Genomic DNA, 15,149 nt, shown 5'->3' with positions numbered 1-15,149 from the left:
TCAAAGGAAATTAAGTCAAACGTCAGAGCGATGAAAACGCTTTTGGAACGCTAAAACCAAGCACACATCTCCTCAGCAAGCCGGAGAGCCTCATGCCCCGCTCCAAGAACAGTTCCTCGGCCAAGAACGGCCCGGTGACCCTCGCGATGGTCGCCGCCCGGGCCGGGGTCTCCCCGCAGACCGTGTCGAACGCGATCAACTCGCCCGGCATGCTGCGTCCCGAGACCCTGGAGCGGGTGAGCCGCGTGATCGAGGAGATGGGCTACCGCCCCAGCCGCGCCGCGCAGACGCTCCGCACCCGCTCCAGCAAGCTGATCGGCTACGGCATCCTGCCCACACTGAGCAGCAACCCGGTCCTGGACCGGTTCCTGCACGCCTTGTCGCAGGCCGCCGATGAGGCCGGATACCGGATCCTGCTGTTCGCCTGCCCGCCCGGCGGCCCGACCCTTCAGGGGTACGAGGAACTGCTGGACCAGCACAAGGTCGACGGCTTCGTGCTCAGCGGCACCGCCCGCAACGACCCACGCCAGGCGTGGCTCGCCAAACGGGGTGTGCCGTTCGTCGCCTTCGGCCGGATCTGGTCGGGGCGGCAGATCGGCGACTGGGTCGACGTCGACGGCGCCTCGGGCACGGACGCCGCGGTCGAGCACCTGGTCGCCCTCGGGCATCGCAAGATCGCCTTCCTGGGCTGGGAACGCGGCTCCGGCTCCGGTGACGACCGTGCCGAGGGCTGGCAGCGGGCCATGCGCCGGCACGGACTGCCGACCCGCGGGCGGCGCGCGCAGACGGTGGGTGACATCGACGCGGCCCGCACCGCCGTGAAACCGCTCCTGGACGCGGGCGCGACCGCCGTGATCGCGGCCAGCGACATGCTGGCCCTCGGCTGCTACCAGTCGCTGCGCGAGCGCGGCGCCGCCCCCGGCCGCGATGTCGCCGTGGTCGGCTTCGACGACTCGCCGACCGCCGAGAACCTCTTCCCCGCGCTGACCTCCGTCGCCCAGCCGCTGGAGGAGGTCGGCCGGGAGTGCGTACGGCTGCTGCTGGCGCGGATCGCCACGCCGGACGCACCGCCGGAGCGCCTTCTGCTGGAGCCGTCGCTGGTCGTGCGCGACAGCAGCGGCGCAGCGGGCGACGGCACCGCGGACTCGACCGAGTCAGCCGAGTAGCAGGCTGCGCTTCCGGGGACGCGCGCTGCTGTTCGGCTTCGTCATCGCCGTGATGGCGGTGCCCGGCATCGCCCTGCTGATCCCGCGGTTCCTGGTGCTCAACACCCTCGGGCTCTTCGACACCTACACCGGCATGATCCTGCCGATGCTGGTGGGCGCGGGCGGCATCTTCATGATGAAGCAGTTCTTCGAGTCCATCCCGCGGGAAGTGGAGGAAGCCGCGCGGGTGGACGGCGCCGGGGTGTTCCGCACCTTCTGGTCGGTGGTCCTGCCGATGGCCCGGCCCGCCCTGATCACCCTGACCATCCTGTCGTTCCAGGGCTCCTGGAACGAGTTCACCCACTTCCTGGTCGCCACCCAGTCCGCCCAGTACGAGACACTGACGACCGGACTTGCCCGGTTCGTCTCCGGTGGCCTGGGCAGCGGCACACAGTACCCGCTGAAACTGGCGGCGGCCCTGCTGTCGACACTGCCGGTGGCGGTGCTGTTCTTCTGCTTCCAGCGGTACTTCGTCCGGGGCGCCAACGCCGGAGCCGTCAAGGAGTAGCGGCGGGTGAACCCGTAGCGACCCGCACGGCGCCCCCACCGAAGGAGTCGCACAACCGCATGCCGACAACCGGTAACACCGCACCGTGGTGGCGCAGCGCCGTCATCTTGAGGTACGCGCCCTGGCCGTCGACCGTGCGCACGGCATGAACTCCGGCTCCGGACCGCGACTCAAGTGGTGAAGGGGACGCGCGGCGCACCAGCCTCAACGAGTCCAGGGCGGCTGTCGCGAAATCACTCGGTATCCGGGCTCCCGGGACTTGAGATCCGGTCACAGCACCCGGAGCCCGCCGCGGGCCACGATGCGTTCACGGATACGCGCGGCCATGTCGACGGACTCCTCGGTGCTCATGGCCAGCACACCGCCTTCGGCCATCAGGGCGTGGAACTGCTGCTGCTCATAGGGCACGTCCGGCGGCAGGCCGGCGATGTGCCGGTGCAGATGCGCGTTGCCCTGCTGGCTCCCGTGCGGCCCGGGTCCGAGTGGCCGAGGTGCTCGGGGAGCGCCTTGATGCTTTCCCCCGCGTCCCGGAGTACGGACACGTACGCGTGCCGGAGGGCATGGATGCCGTGGTTGGTTTGTGGTTGTGGGCGAGTACGGGGGTCTGCAGTGGTAACTCGCCCACACCTACGCGTTCATCTGCTGGAACACTCGCGTCGGCCACGCTGAGGTTCCCGCGTTGCCTCTCTTGTCATTTGCGCCAGAAAAGGTGGTGCGTCACGCCGCTCGGGCTGGGCACGACCTCCATGTGGAACCGGTCCAGCAGTTGTTCGGGCGAGTCCCAGAGGCGTAGCCCGGACCCGAGCTTCACCGGTGAGACGGCCACGTGCATGGTGTCGACGAGGTCGGCGTCGAGGAACTCCCGGGTGGTGGTCACGCCGCCGCCGAGCCGGACGTCCTTGCCCTTTAGCGATAGCTGCCGAGTAGTTACTCGATGCGGGCGCTTCACCTCGCGTGGCATACCCGTCAGCCGGACCGCCGGACTGCTGGACTGCTGGACTGCCGGCAGGAAAGGTTGCGCGACGAAAAACGGATTGCCGGTGAAGATCGTGACGCGGATGCTGCCACCATGAAGATGCACGCCAACCAACTGGCCCTGTCACCTGAGACGGTGCGCACGTTGGTGGATCAGCAGTTTCCTGAGTGGCGGAGCCTGCCGGTCAGGAGTATTGCTGGGCAGGGTACGGTCAACGCCATCTTCCGCATCGGCGATCGGTTCACAGCTCGATTCCCTCTTGAGTCCGCGGACGTCGATTCGACACGGCGCCAACTGGAATCCGAAGCCGCAGCGGCTCGCGAATTGGCGGGGCGCACGCGTTTCCCCACGCCCGAGCCCGTCGCGCTGGGCGAACCCGGGGCAGGCTATCCCCTTCCGTGGTCGGTGCAGACGTGGCTGCCCGGAATGGTGGCCGCCGATGAGGATCCGGGCGAATCGTCGGCGTTCGCCCGCGACTTGGCCGATCTCATCGGCGACCTGCGGGCGGTCGAGACACGTGGTCGCGTCTTTGCCGGCACAGGCCGGGGAGGCGACCTGCGAGCCCATGACGCGTGGATGGAGACCTGCTTCGAACACAGCGAGGAGCTCCTGGATGTTCCGCGGCTGCGCCGCCTCTGGGCAACGCTGCGCGAGCTGCCGCGCAGTACATCGGAGGACGTGATGACCCACGGTGACCTGATTCCCGGCAACGTGCTCGTGTCCGCCGGCCGGCTGGCGGGGATTCTTGACGTCGGCGGCTTCGGGCCGGCCGATCCTTCTCTGGATCTCGTGAGCGCGTGGCATCTGCTCGATGCCGGGCCGCGGCGGGTTCTCCGCGATCACCTGGGGTGCGACGACCTTGAATGGGAACGGGGCAAGGCGTGGGCCTTCGCTCAAGCCATGGGGTTGGTCTGGTACTACGTCGAAAGCAACCCGCCCATGAGCCGGATGGGCCGACGCTCCTTGGAACGCATCATGGCGAGCGTCTGAGACGGCCGGTGGCCGCAGAGGTGACCGCGGGCGCGCGCCCCTCCCGTCGATGCGGCCGTCGGCCCGGTCGTAATTCGCTTGCCCTTGCCTCGGGTCAACGCTGCATTGTGGCCAGACGCCACGAGTCGTGGTGCCGATCCCGAGGAGGCAGCGGCAGCAATGGAGATCCGTCCCACGACCGACAGGGATCTCGACGTCTTCGTCGACACGGTCCACGCCGCGTTCGGGCGCTTCCCGGAAACCCCGATCGAGGGCGGCGGGCTCTGGTGGTCGGCGCTCGAAATGGACCGCTGCCTGCTCGCCCTGACGGCGGACGGGCGGCCCGTCGGCACCGCCGCGACGCACGCCTTCGAGCTCACCCTGCCTGGTGAGACCCTCGTCCCGGCCCCCGGGGTGACCGCCGTCGGCGTCCTGCCCTCGCACCGGCGCCAGGGCGTGCTCAGCGCGATGATGCGGCATCAGCTCACCGAGTTGCGGGCCCGCGGGGAGTTCCTTTCCGTGCTGTTGGCCTCTGAGGCCCCGATCTACGGCAGGTTCGGCTACGGACCGGCGACCTACACGGCGCGGCTGACGGTGCCGCGCCACCAGGCCGCCCTCGCCGTTCCCCGGGCGCGCGGAGTGGTCCACGCACCGGCGGCCGGCTCAGACCAGGGCTGGGGCCAGGGCCCGGACCAGGGCTGGGACCAGGGCTCGAACGACGGCTCGGTCGAGGTGCTGCGTCGGGCCGAATGCGGCGAGATTCTGGAAGACGTCTACGACCGCTATCGCCGCGCCCAGCCCGGCGCGCTGTCCCGGCCGCACCGCTGGTGGGCCTTGCGCGCGGGGCAGCCCCCGATCTCGCCGGCGCCGCGCTACGTCGCTGTCCACCGGGACGCCGACGGCGTTCCGGACGGGTACGCCAGCTACTCGACCGAGTCCGGCACTCTGACGGTCGACGAGACCATCGCCACCGACGACGCCGTCTTCGCGGCCCTGGCCCGGTTCGTACTCGGACACGACCTGGTCTCTCAGGTCGTGTTCCAGCACGTCCCGCCCGGGCACCCGCTGCGCTGGCAGCTCGCGGACTTCCGCGCCGGCGAGGTGAGCGGCGACATGGACTGGCTCTGGGTGCGGCTGCTGGACGTCCCGCGTGCGCTGACGGCACGCGGCTGGTTCCTGGACGGCGAGCTCGTCCTGGACATCCACGACCCGTTCCTCGGCGAACACGACCGCTACCTGCTGACCGTCCAGGACAGCAAGGCCGACTGCGTCCCGACGGACCGGGACCCCGACCTGTCCCTGGACATCAGCGACCTGGGCTCCGTCTACCTCGGCGGCACTGCCCCGAGCACGCTCGTGCGTGCCGGACACATCCGGGCCCACCGCCCAGGAGCAGCCACCCTCGCTGACGCACTCTTCCGCGCCGAGCGCTCCCCGCACTGCCTGCACTGGTTCTGACCGCCCGCTCGCGGGGCATCGCACCCATGGGCTCGTGCTGTCCGGCTGTGGCCGCAAGGGCGTTGACACGGTGTGGGTGAGTGGCATCGGCCACGGGCCTTGGCAAAGCCCGTTGGCTGACCACGGTGACCACTGCTAGCTTTCCGGAGGCCGTGCCGGAGACGAGGAGGTGGTACCCGTGAACGCAGTATCGACATGGGTGCTCCCCTCCGGGGTCGCGGTCGGGCGGTAGGTCGTCCGGGAGCGCCGTTCAAGCGCACTCCCGAAAGGCACGACCATGCAGTTCACTTCTGAACAGCGTCTCGACGACGGTGTCCTCGCGCGCGAATTCACCCTCGGCGAGATCCCCGGCACCCTGTGGACGCCCGCATCCACCGCACCGGCTCCGCTGATCCTGATGGCCCACAACAACGGCCTGCCCAAGGGGCAGTCCCGGCTGGTGGCCCGGGCCCGGCTCACCGCGGCGTACGGCTACGCGGTGGCCTCCATCGACGCCGCCGGGTGCGGTGACCGGCCCCGTTCCGCCGCCGACGAGCAGGCCCGCGCCGACCTCCGCCGGGCGATGCAGGCCGGCGAGCCGGTCGACGAGATCTTCGAGTCCCTCGTCGGCCCGCTGGTCGAAAGGGCCGTTCCGGAATGGCGGACCACCCTGGACGTCCTCCTCGCACTGCCCGGGATCGGCGGCCCGGTCGGCTACTCGGGGTGGGCCGCCCTCGGCATCCGCCTCGCGGTGGTCGAACCGCGCATCGCGGCCGCCGGTTTCTTCGCCGGGGGTTACGTGCCCCGCGCCCAGCGCGAGGAGGCGCGGCAGGTCACCGTTCCGCTGCTGCTCCTGCTCCAGTGGGACGACGAAGGGAACCCCCGGCAACGGGCCCTGGACCTGTACGACGCCTTCGGCAGCAAGGAGAAGACGCTGCACGCCAACATGGGCGGGCACCTCGGCACCCCGTCGTTCGAGCTGGAGGACGGGGGCCGGTTCTTCGCCCGGCACCTGAGGTGAGGCCGGGCCGCCGCGGTCAGGCCGTCAGGCCGTCAGGCTGGCAGCAGACGCTAGGAGTTAGGCGCTAGGCGGCAGGCGGTGTCAGCCAGGTCGCCGCTCATCGAGGACAGGTCCCGGCCTCCTCGATGGCGGCGGCCTGTCGTGTGCGCTCTGAGCCACCCGGCACGCTTGTCCGCCCCGTGCTCCCCACTTCCCCACCATTGCGCCCGGATCGCGCCCTACCTCCACATAAGACGCACACGGACGCTCAGCAGCATGGGGGAAGCAGACAAGACGAGCACCAGCGCAGCACCCGGCCCGGACGACGGCAAGCAGCCCGTCGTCCCGTTGCCCAGCCCGGACCAGCAGCGCCAGCCGCCACCAGGCACCCCGCAGCCGTGGGGGAACGTCGACCGCGCTCAAGCCGCCATGGACGGTGCCGACGCACCCGAGCCGCCGTCCCCGCCCGTGTGCCCGCAGTGTGGGCTGGCAGGCAAGCGCCACCCGACCTACTACGGGGCGTACGTCCTCTTCGAGCCCGGTCTGACGGCGCCCGCGCACATGGTGCCGGCGTGGCATCGGTGGTACGTCGACTCGAACGGCACGGCATGGAACAGCGGGCCCGAGGAGCCCACACCGGGAGCGGAGTGCCGGGTACCTCACCGGTTGGCGTGTCCGGGGCTGACCCTGGAGGAGATCGGGCTGTGGCGGTGGCTGGACACCCTGCGTCAGGAGAACGCGCGGTGCGCGCAGCGTCAGGCCGATGAACAGCGAATCCCGGGCAGCTTGCCGGACGTTGGCTGAATTCGGGAAGCACGTTGAGGGCACGTTGAGGGCACGTCCAGGGGAAATGGCCTGGGACGGGGGCGCCGAACCAAGTACCGGCCGGCGCAGGTCCGTCTCAGGCGTGCAGATCCCGGCCAATCGGTTCCGTGACGGTGAAGTCGCTGAACCTGGCCCTGAAGCCGGCCCGTTGAGGGGAGCACGCCATGACGCCGACCTGGCAGGTCGCCGGCAGCGGCAGGTAGCCGAGTCGCAGCAACTGCCAGGCGCCGTCCGGTGTCCGGAACTGGACCCGGATCGCCGTACCGTGCCGGGTCAGCCGCAAGGTGACGGACTTCGCGGCCTCGGGTGCCGTGATCACGGACCAGTCGGAGAAGTCACGGGTGACGACGCAGCTGAGATGGGCCGTTCCGTCGGTGAACTCGACGCCGGTCTTGACCCAGTTGTTCTCGTCCACCCGGAGCATCAGTCCGGTCTGGTCGTAGAGGGTTTCGTACTTCCCGGCCAGCGTGACCTGTGCGGTGAAGTCGCCCGTCACCTCCCTGCCGTAGAAGTGCCCGTCGTCGCGGACGAAGTCGTAGAAGGTCTCCCGCCAGAAGTCCGTCCTGTCGCCGGTGGTGACGACGAGCGTGCCGTCGTCCACGGACCAGTGAGGGGGCTCGTTGAGCCACTGCATCGCGTCGAACATGGAGTCCTTCCCGGAATCGTTGAGTTGACCTTGCAGGGCCGGGGCGGGGGAGGCAAGCAATTGTCGCGGACGGTCGGCCGTCGCGGCGCCCACGTCTGTCAAGGCCGGGCCCGGTATCAGGGTGGCCAAGGAGGCGTACGAACCCGAGGGCCCCGCCGACCTGGAACTGGGCACCCGGCACGCCCGCGCCGCCGCCTTGCTGATCCCCTGGTCCGGTCCGGTCCGGTCCGGACCACCGCCCCGTACGGCTTCAGCCCCGACGGCGGTGGCGCCCCGGACCAGGCGGCCTGTCCGGCGGTGTGACGGTCCGACGGACCCGCCCGGAGTCAGGGCGGGACCTCGGACCCCGCCCCTGACCAGGAACGATCCAGGATGACCCAGGGAAGCAGCCGCTGGGTTCTTTCGAGTGAAGATCGACTGCCGGGCCGCGTCCGCCTCCTGAGTCCCGGATAGGTAGATAGCGATCTCGCGCCGCTAGGCGCCGCGCCCTCGCCGCACCCTCTCAGGAGGCAGCACCGTGCCCGTCCCCCCGATCGACCACCGTGCCACCGGCTACAGCCTCGCCCACGCCTACTGGCTCGCCCGCGCCTCCGACCTGGCCTACAAGGACGAGGCCACCATCGAACGGCAGTTGCGGGAGTGGGGCTTCGACCGGGTCCGCCACCACCGCAGCACGTTCACCCCGCCGTTCCCGCTCCAGGACACCCAGGCCTACACGGCCGCCAACGAGCACATGATCATCACGGCGTTCCGCGGCACCGAGCCCGCGAACATCCGCGACTGGCTCACCGACGCCACGACCCCGCCCTGTCCCGGCCCGGCGGGCACCGGTCACATCCACTACGGCTTCGCCGAGGCCCTCGACTCCGTGTTCCCGAAGGTCAAGGACACGCTCGCCGAGTTCCACGACAACGGCCAGACACTCTGGTTCACCGGCCACAGCCTCGGCGGCGCGCTGGCCATGCTCGCCGGCTGCCGCCTCTACCTGGAGGACCCGGAACAGCTGGCGGACGGCGTCTACACCTACGGCCAGCCCCGCACCTGCGACCGACTGCTGGCGACCTCCTGCAACAAGGCGTTCAAGAACCGCCTCTTCCGGTTCGTCAACAACAACGACGTCGTCCCGCAACTGCCGCCCGAGCCCGTCTTCCACCACGTGGACGTCCTGCGCTATATCGACTCCGGCGGAAAGGTCCGGGAGACCATGTCCCTCCTCGGCGGCCTGGGCGACCGCGCGCGGGGCCTGACCACGGATGCCTTCGCCCCGGCAGGGGACGGCATCCGCGACCACTTCATGGGCAGCTACCTCACCGCGCTGGAACGCAACCTCGTCTGACTCCGCCGACAGCTCGAACACGGTCACGGAGTGTACGGAGCGGTGGCCCAACAGTGACCGTTTTCACGGGACTTCATACGGACGGACACAGGACCCTTTCACCGGGTCGACGCCTCCTCCGGCGCCATGACCAGACCGGGGACGTGCGGCAGAGCGGCGCGGACGGCTTCGGCCACGCGGGGCAGTTCCACGCCGAGGCGGGTGAGGCGGGGCAGAAGTTCGTCCAGGGGGAGGCCGGCGAAGCGCACGATGCTGAGAAAGTCGCGGATCGGGTGGCCCAGCGACAGGGGGAGATGCATGCGGTCCCCGCCCTGCTCGTGCTCCTCGACGCACAGGCGGCGGTCGGTCGGGTCCAGGCCGTCCAGCGCCTGCTCGGGGACGCGCAGGCCGAGGGCCTTCAGCCGGGCAATGGCCTCATCCCGCTCCATCATCAGTGTGTGTGGCACGGAGACGAGATGGTGTAGAGGTACCGGCTTGTCCCATACGAGCCAGAGCGAGCCGTGACCGGTTCGGTGACTCAGCAGTTCGGTGTCGTACCTGCTCGCCTTGGCCGGCAGCGTGGCGGGCACGGTGTGCAGGCCATAGCGGGCGAGGCGATCCGCGACGGCCTGTGGTGACATGCGCAGGTTCTCGGCGGCCCGGATCACCGCGAGTACGGGCACGGGCCGCTCCCGGAGCAGCTTCACCTCTTCCGGCAGGCTGAAACAGACATGTTGGAGCACCTCGCCATCACCTGGGACGGCATGCCCGGGGAAGTCTGCATCCGGTGGCAGCACGCCGTAGGCGCGGAGCCGCGACGCCACTTCCCTCGGCGAAAGCCCGGTCGACTGGGAAGCGTGCAGCAGGACGGGCAGTTCGACCTCCTCGTCGACCTCGTACCAGTCGGTCCCGCCGTAGTAGCCACCGAGGATCGCGGGATCCGTCGTGTGCACGGCCTCCGGCAGGGGTCCGGTGGCGAAGCCCAGTTCCCCGACGCGCCGGGAGACGTCGGGCAAGGGGGTGCCCGACACGAGCGACGCGCGAGCGACGAGGCCCGGCGGTACGGCCTCCCCGGCGCTGAGGTACGCGAACTCCTCCTCCCCCCAGCCCCACTCCGATCCGTGTCGCAGCAGTTCCCGGACCGACGACGAGTCAAGGGAGCCGAGTGCCGGACGGTACCCGTAGTCCTGGAGTCGCGCGACGACCTCAGGGAAGGACCGGCCGAGTCTCACGACACCGCGCAGTATGTGTCCTGCCGTCACAGGCTTGTCGAGGTCGAGCCACGGAGTGGCGGCGTTCATGTTCCGACTGAGGAGGCTCAACACCCATTCCTCAGGCGTCTCGTTCGGCATGTCCTGTTCGGGCGGCAGGGTGAAGCCGAAGGCCCTCATCCGCTCGACGGCCTCGTCGACGCCGATGTTCAGCACCAGGGCCGCCTTGAGGAGATGCCCCGGCGGTACGGGGTGCGCGACGTCAAACCAACCGCCACCCACCCGCCCGCCGAGCAACTCCACCCCGGTCGGGTCGACGATGACCGCGTCGCGGGGCCGCCCCGGGTGGGGGAGGCTGAGCCGTTCCAGGCGGGAGAGGGCCGCCTCGTACGACATGCCACAGGCCTCCGCCACGGCAAGGGCGTGTCCTGGACGCACCGTCGCGGCGTCCTCCTCACGACCGGCCCAGCGTCTGGTGTTCCACCTCCCCGAGGCGACGGTCCGCAGCAGAAAATCCGAGGGCCGGGCGGCGAGAACCGCCTTCACCCGCGACAGTTCCGGCACCATCTCGGTCAGCGTGGACAGCTCGGCATTCGGCCGATGGGCGAGCAGCCGCCACAGCAACGTGGCGCCGTCCGGGCTGCCGTAGACCTCGCCTCCCGGCATGCCGCCTGATGCCCCATCAGACTCCGGAATACCCGAGTCCGCCCGATGGACCAGGTTGGCGTCGACCGGTAGGAACCCCACCGTGGCGACGGGCGCGGGGTGACCGTGCAGTTCCAGTTGGACCCCGGCCTCTCCGGCCACCTCGGTCACGATATCCGCGAGCCGGGGGCTGTGTCCCGCGACCGCGGCCAGCCAGCGGCCGTCCAGCAGCGGGGGATCGGCGGAGAGCAGGGTCGGCAGGGCATCCCTGACAAGCCGCTCCACCGGTCGGCACACGTCGTCGTCCAGAATCTCCGTCCGGTCCACGGACAGATCGCGAGGGCGGGTCCCCCCGGTCAGGTTGACCACGATCCCACGCGGGCGGCGATTGCTCCCCGGATCGGTCAGCACTCCGCGCCGCACCCGGGACTCGGTGTAGATGCCGTCGACCAGGACACCGCCGCCCTTCTCGCACCAGATCACCTGCCCGTCGGACCCGTAGCCCTCCTCCGGCCAGGCGACCGTGTGCCCATGGGCCACATGGCCGTCCACTCGGCCCGTGGGAGCCTCCCGGGGCTGCAGCACTCCGGGGTCCCACTTCGCCTCCTGGCTGCCGTGTCTGGCGACGGTGCGGAACTCCGCGATGCCCAGGAGCCGGCGCAACTCCCGTACGCAGGAGGGCGCCTTGCCCTCGTCCCGGAGGTAGAGGCGCACCCGGGTGCCGACACGGCCCGTGGGCCGATCGGTCTTCCGGACCCTGAAGTAGTGGCCGGGCCCGGTGATCAGAACGGTCAGCTCCTCCAGACGTCCGTTGTCGCCGCCGTCCATGGGACAGGTCGTGACCCGGATCTCGTCCGCGATCATGAAGTAGCTGAGCACGCCGATACCGAACCTGCTGTTCGGGTGGACGGTGATGCCCTGCCTCTCCCAGTCCTGCTGCTCCTCCTGATAGCGGGCGAGGTCCGTGAACCGGACTCCGGCCCTGGAGAAGACGTCCGCCAGCACGGTCTCGTCCATGCCGATACCGTCGTCCGCGCACTCCAGGTAGTGACGGCCCTCCGACGCGTCGAAGTCCTGGATGAAGGTGATCTCGCCCTGGTAGGTGTCGCGTCCGTCGCGTGCGTGCTGGCGCGCCCGGCGGTAGCGGCAGGCGTCCAGAGCGTTCTGGTAGAGCTCGCGGATGGCGAGACTGCGGTCGCGATAGAGGTTCTCGCCCATGAGGAGTTCCTGGACGCGTTCCTCGTCGAGACGGAAACGGATCACCTCACCCGGCTTCCCCGGCCCGACCCCGTCGCCCGCCTCGTGCTTCTCGTGCACCTCGTCGGCGTGGGCATAGACGGGCAACGCGCCGACTTCGCCTGCCAGCCTGGCCCTGCGCGCACCGCGCAACAGGGTGTCCACCAGCTGGGCCTGTTCGGACAGCGCGGCCACGGCGGCCGGGTGATCACAGGTCGCGTTCAGCCCGAGAACGTCCCGATGGACCGTCCAGGACGCGTCCCGCACGGTGGTGAAGAGGCGGCCGAGATCCAGCGGGTCCGGAATGCCGACGTGGCGGACGGCCGCCGGGGGGAGTTCCGTGACCTCTATCGCCAGGGCGTGAGCGATCGCGAACAGCGGCCCCACCAGCCATTCACGCACCTGTTGCCAGTCCCGGCCGCTGAAGTCGAGCTGGAAGGGTTCGCCCCGCAACGTCGCCGTACGGCCCTCTTCGTACAGCTTGCGCGGCGCCATGTGCGCGCACGACAGCAACCGTGGCAGCAGTCTGGGGTCGAGGACGGTCGCGATGTCCTTCCCGTCCTCGCCGTGGGCAGCGGCCAGCAGGGCACGAGGATCCCCGGGCTGCCGTTTGGCCCACTGGTGGAACAGCCACCACCCGATCTCCCGGCGTCCGTCCGCACGGTCCGGCAGGGTGTCACCGCGCATCGCCTGCCGGACGAGCCTCTTGTGGGCTCGCAGGAGCATCCCGTACGCCAGGCGTTCGGGGCTGTCCTTGGCGGGGTCTTCCAGGTTCGTCGGGTCCACGTGTGACAGCCCGGCCGCGGTGATGGTGCGGTGCGTCTGGTGGAGGAAGGGCAGCAGCGCGAGCAGGGCCGCCTCGGCCGGGGCGAGGACTCCCCGCTGATGTCGGCGAAGGTGGTGCAGCAGAAAGTTGGTCCGGCGGGTGATGCGGCCGCCCAGGTCAGGGTCTTGCCAGGGATCGTCGGCGAGGACGGTGCGTGACCGGTCGTAGAGCTCGGCCAGCCGGCCCACAGTGCCGGCGCACTGCTCCTTCAGAGCCTGGGTCCGTTGCTCCGAGCCCTGCTCGACGAACTCCCACGCCTGGGCATGGGTCACGTCGTCCAGCCACTGCCGCCCCGTCGCGGGCTCCCCGATCGGTGCGGCGACGGGGGTGACGGGCTCGGCCGATCGCTTGGTCCGCGCTCGGCGCGCCTCGTCGGCGAAGCCTTCCCACTGTCGCGGTGTGGGGAGCGACAAGCGGGCTCCGCGCTGTCGATGCGCGATTCTCGCCAGAGCGTTCAGGAAATCGTGCAGATCCCTGCGGTCCCGAGGGATTCTCCCCGCACGCCAGTCCCTGATCGAGGGAGTCGGAGGGAGCCCGCCCGACACCCGGTCCTTCGCCATCTCCGCACGTAACTCGGCCAGGGTGGGGCTCCCGGCCGCCTCGATCAGACTCGCCAACGCCCTGTCGTACCGGAGTGGTCCCGCCGTCACCGCCGCCCCCGCCTTCCGCACAGCACAGCAACCCGAGGGAGCCGAGTGAGCCGAGATACGCGACTCGTTCGACTCGTACGACTCGTGGCACCGCACACTACCGCTTTGACCTGCGATATCCCCCGGAATCAAGCAAATCGACCAGAGCACCTTCCCCTGCCGCTCGGGCACTGTCCTCCCTGTCGCCCCCGATGTTGTGTGCTCCGGAAGGAACCTCGATGGACCCCGTGCTCGTCGCCGCCGCCTGCGGCGTCCTGATGCTGCTGATCGTGGCCTGTGCGGCCGTTCTCGTCGTCCGGTCCGCCCTCGGCGGAGCCGAGTCGAAGGACCGGGCGCGGATCCTGGTGGCCGTCGCGGAGGTGCTCCGGGCGCTCCGGGGGAGGCGCTGACCGTGGACGTGACTCACTTCGTGCCGACCGTCCGCAACACGGTCACCGCCAGCGTCCGCGCCGCCTGCACCACTTCGGCGAGCGCCACCTGCTCCCGCTCGCTGTGCGCCACCCGGATGTCCCCCGGCCCGAACTGCAAGGTCGGAATCCCCGCCCCGGCGTACAGCCGCAGATCGCTGCCGTACGGCGCCCCGCACTCCCGCAGGCCCGCCGCTCCCCCGGCATCGGCATGGGCGCCCCGGATCACCTCCGGCAGCGGGTGCCCTTCCGGCAGCCGCCCGCTGGCGAACCGGCCGCCCGGCCAGGTCACCGTCGCCGGATGCGCCCGCAGCCAGGGGTCGCCGGCACACGCCTCGGCGACGCACCGCTCGAAGGCGGCCCGCGCCTCGGCCGGGTCCTCGCCGAGCCGCACCCCCAACCGCCCTTCCGCGACCAGCAGATCGGGCACGCTGCTCGCCCAGTCCCCGGCACGCACGCTTCCCACCGACAGGGCGTACGGGATCGGGTGCTCGGCCATCAGGGGGTGCGGGTCCCGGTTCCGCTCGGTCTCCAGCCGGGCCAGCGCCCGGTGCAGCGGCACATACGCGTCGATCGCGCTCACGCCCTGGTCCCGCGCGCTGCCGTGCGCCGCCTTGCCGGGCACGGTGAGACGGAAGGTCAACGCCCCGGCGTTCGCGGTGACCAGGGCGCCGCCCGTCGGCTCGGTGATGACACAGACGTCTCCCCGGTGGCCGCGCCGCAGCGTGCCGAAGGCGCCGAGGCCGCCGTCCTCCTCCCCCACGACGAAGTGCACCCCGACCCGCCCGCGCAGCCGCACCCCGGCGGCCCGTATCGCCGTGAGGGCGGCGAGGTGGGCCACCAGCCCGGCCTTCATGTCGCAGGCGCCCCTGCCGTGCACGACGTCCCCGGTCACCCTGGGCACGAACGGATCGCCGGCCCACGCGCCGAGATCCCCGGGCGGTACGACGTCGACATGGCCCTGGAGAACGAAGGTGGGCCCGTCGCCGCCGTCCTCCGTCACCCCGACCAGCCCCCAGGCCTCCTCGCGCTCGGCCTCCGTGCCCGGGAAGCCGGGGTCGGCGCGCAGGGCGTCCAGGTCCATGGACCACAGGTCGACATGCAGCCCGAGCCGCTCCAGCCGCCCCGCCAGCAGATGCTGGAGCTCCGACTCGGCCGCGCTGCCGGTCACACTCGGCACCGAGATCAGCTCCAGCAACGTACGCCCGATCCCGGCCTCGTCGATCTCCGCCAGGACGGCGCCCTCCACGTCACTCAGCACGATGACGTTCCTCCCCTCGAGCCGGCCGCCGC

The 15,149-nt window shown here is 70.5% G+C and carries 12 protein-coding genes and 1 pseudogene; 8 read left to right on the top strand and 5 right to left on the bottom strand.

Features of this window, described 5'->3' with window-relative positions; genetic code table 11:
- The first annotated feature begins 92 nt into the window (after positions 1-92).
- The gene (locus ADK36_RS40845) at positions 93-1,166 is read left to right on the top strand and encodes a LacI family DNA-binding transcriptional regulator (RefSeq protein ID WP_048586573.1); all 1,074 of its coding nucleotides are present in this window, start codon (positions 93-95) and stop codon (positions 1,164-1,166) included.
- Positions 1,167-1,170: 4 nt separating this feature from the next.
- Positions 1,171-1,713 (top strand): carbohydrate ABC transporter permease, encoded by a 543-nt coding sequence (locus ADK36_RS40840; RefSeq protein ID WP_267887444.1) that lies wholly within the window; start codon positions 1,171-1,173, stop codon positions 1,711-1,713.
- Positions 1,714-1,983: 270 nt separating this feature from the next.
- Here ADK36_RS40840 and ADK36_RS47325 read toward each other — a convergent pair whose 3' ends face one another.
- On the bottom strand, positions 1,984-2,121 hold the full coding sequence (locus tag ADK36_RS47325) for a hypothetical protein (RefSeq protein ID WP_234330060.1): 138 nt from the start codon (positions 2,119-2,121) through the stop codon (positions 1,984-1,986).
- 283 nt (positions 2,122-2,404) lie between these two features.
- A pseudogene (locus tag ADK36_RS40835) lies at positions 2,405-2,620 on the bottom strand (dihydrofolate reductase family protein); the annotation flags it as partial.
- A gap of 162 nt (positions 2,621-2,782) precedes the next feature.
- On the opposite strand from ADK36_RS40835, the gene ADK36_RS40830 reads away from it, so the two are divergent.
- The 4 genes from ADK36_RS40830 to ADK36_RS40815 all read left to right on the top strand — a co-directional run bounded on the left by ADK36_RS40830 (position 2,783) and on the right by ADK36_RS40815 (position 6,899).
- The gene (locus ADK36_RS40830; protein ID WP_078916711.1) at positions 2,783-3,679 is read left to right on the top strand and encodes an aminoglycoside phosphotransferase family protein; all 897 of its coding nucleotides are present in this window, start codon (positions 2,783-2,785) and stop codon (positions 3,677-3,679) included.
- A 159-nt stretch (positions 3,680-3,838) separates the two neighbouring features.
- Positions 3,839-5,116: a GNAT family N-acetyltransferase gene (locus ADK36_RS40825; RefSeq protein WP_053201227.1), complete on the top strand. Its 1,278-nt coding sequence runs from the start codon at positions 3,839-3,841 to the stop codon at positions 5,114-5,116.
- 277 nt (positions 5,117-5,393) lie between these two features.
- Positions 5,394-6,116 carry a dienelactone hydrolase family protein gene (locus ADK36_RS40820; RefSeq protein ID WP_053201225.1) on the top strand — a complete coding sequence of 241 codons (723 nt, stop codon included), beginning with the start codon at positions 5,394-5,396 and terminating at the stop codon, positions 6,114-6,116.
- Between the two features lie 255 nt (positions 6,117-6,371).
- The gene (locus tag ADK36_RS40815; protein WP_048586577.1) at positions 6,372-6,899 is read left to right on the top strand and encodes a DUF6083 domain-containing protein; all 528 of its coding nucleotides are present in this window, start codon (positions 6,372-6,374) and stop codon (positions 6,897-6,899) included.
- Between the two features lie 97 nt (positions 6,900-6,996).
- On the opposite strand, the gene ADK36_RS40810 is transcribed toward ADK36_RS40815, so the two are convergent.
- On the bottom strand, positions 6,997-7,566 hold the full coding sequence (locus ADK36_RS40810) for a DUF1349 domain-containing protein (RefSeq protein ID WP_048586578.1): 570 nt from the start codon (positions 7,564-7,566) through the stop codon (positions 6,997-6,999).
- A gap of 517 nt (positions 7,567-8,083) precedes the next feature.
- On the opposite strand from ADK36_RS40810, the gene ADK36_RS40805 reads away from it, so the two are divergent.
- Positions 8,084-8,902 (top strand): lipase family protein, encoded by an 819-nt coding sequence (locus ADK36_RS40805; RefSeq protein WP_048586579.1) that lies wholly within the window; start codon positions 8,084-8,086, stop codon positions 8,900-8,902.
- A gap of 98 nt (positions 8,903-9,000) precedes the next feature.
- Here the strand turns inward: ADK36_RS40805 and ADK36_RS40800 are convergent, their stop codons facing one another.
- Positions 9,001-13,212 carry an HD domain-containing protein gene (locus ADK36_RS40800; RefSeq protein ID WP_053201222.1) on the bottom strand — a complete coding sequence of 1,404 codons (4,212 nt, stop codon included), beginning with the start codon at positions 13,210-13,212 and terminating at the stop codon, positions 9,001-9,003.
- A 455-nt stretch (positions 13,213-13,667) separates the two neighbouring features.
- Between ADK36_RS40800 and ADK36_RS49285 the strand changes: the two genes are divergently transcribed.
- On the top strand, positions 13,668-13,838 hold the full coding sequence (locus ADK36_RS49285; RefSeq protein ID WP_159029320.1) for a hypothetical protein: 171 nt from the start codon (positions 13,668-13,670) through the stop codon (positions 13,836-13,838).
- A 13-nt stretch (positions 13,839-13,851) separates the two neighbouring features.
- Here ADK36_RS49285 and ADK36_RS40795 read toward each other — a convergent pair whose 3' ends face one another.
- The gene (locus ADK36_RS40795; RefSeq protein WP_048586581.1) at positions 13,852-15,117 is read right to left on the bottom strand and encodes an ArgE/DapE family deacylase; all 1,266 of its coding nucleotides are present in this window, start codon (positions 15,115-15,117) and stop codon (positions 13,852-13,854) included.
- Positions 15,118-15,149: the final 32 nt, after the last annotated feature.

This window comes from Streptomyces viridochromogenes, from assembly GCF_001270495.1.
In the GTDB taxonomy this organism is placed as follows: Bacteria; Actinomycetota; Actinomycetes; order Streptomycetales; family Streptomycetaceae; genus Streptomyces; species Streptomyces viridochromogenes_A.
The sequence above is the reverse complement of the archived record's forward strand: the minus strand, read 5'-3'. Positions and strand labels throughout refer to the sequence as shown.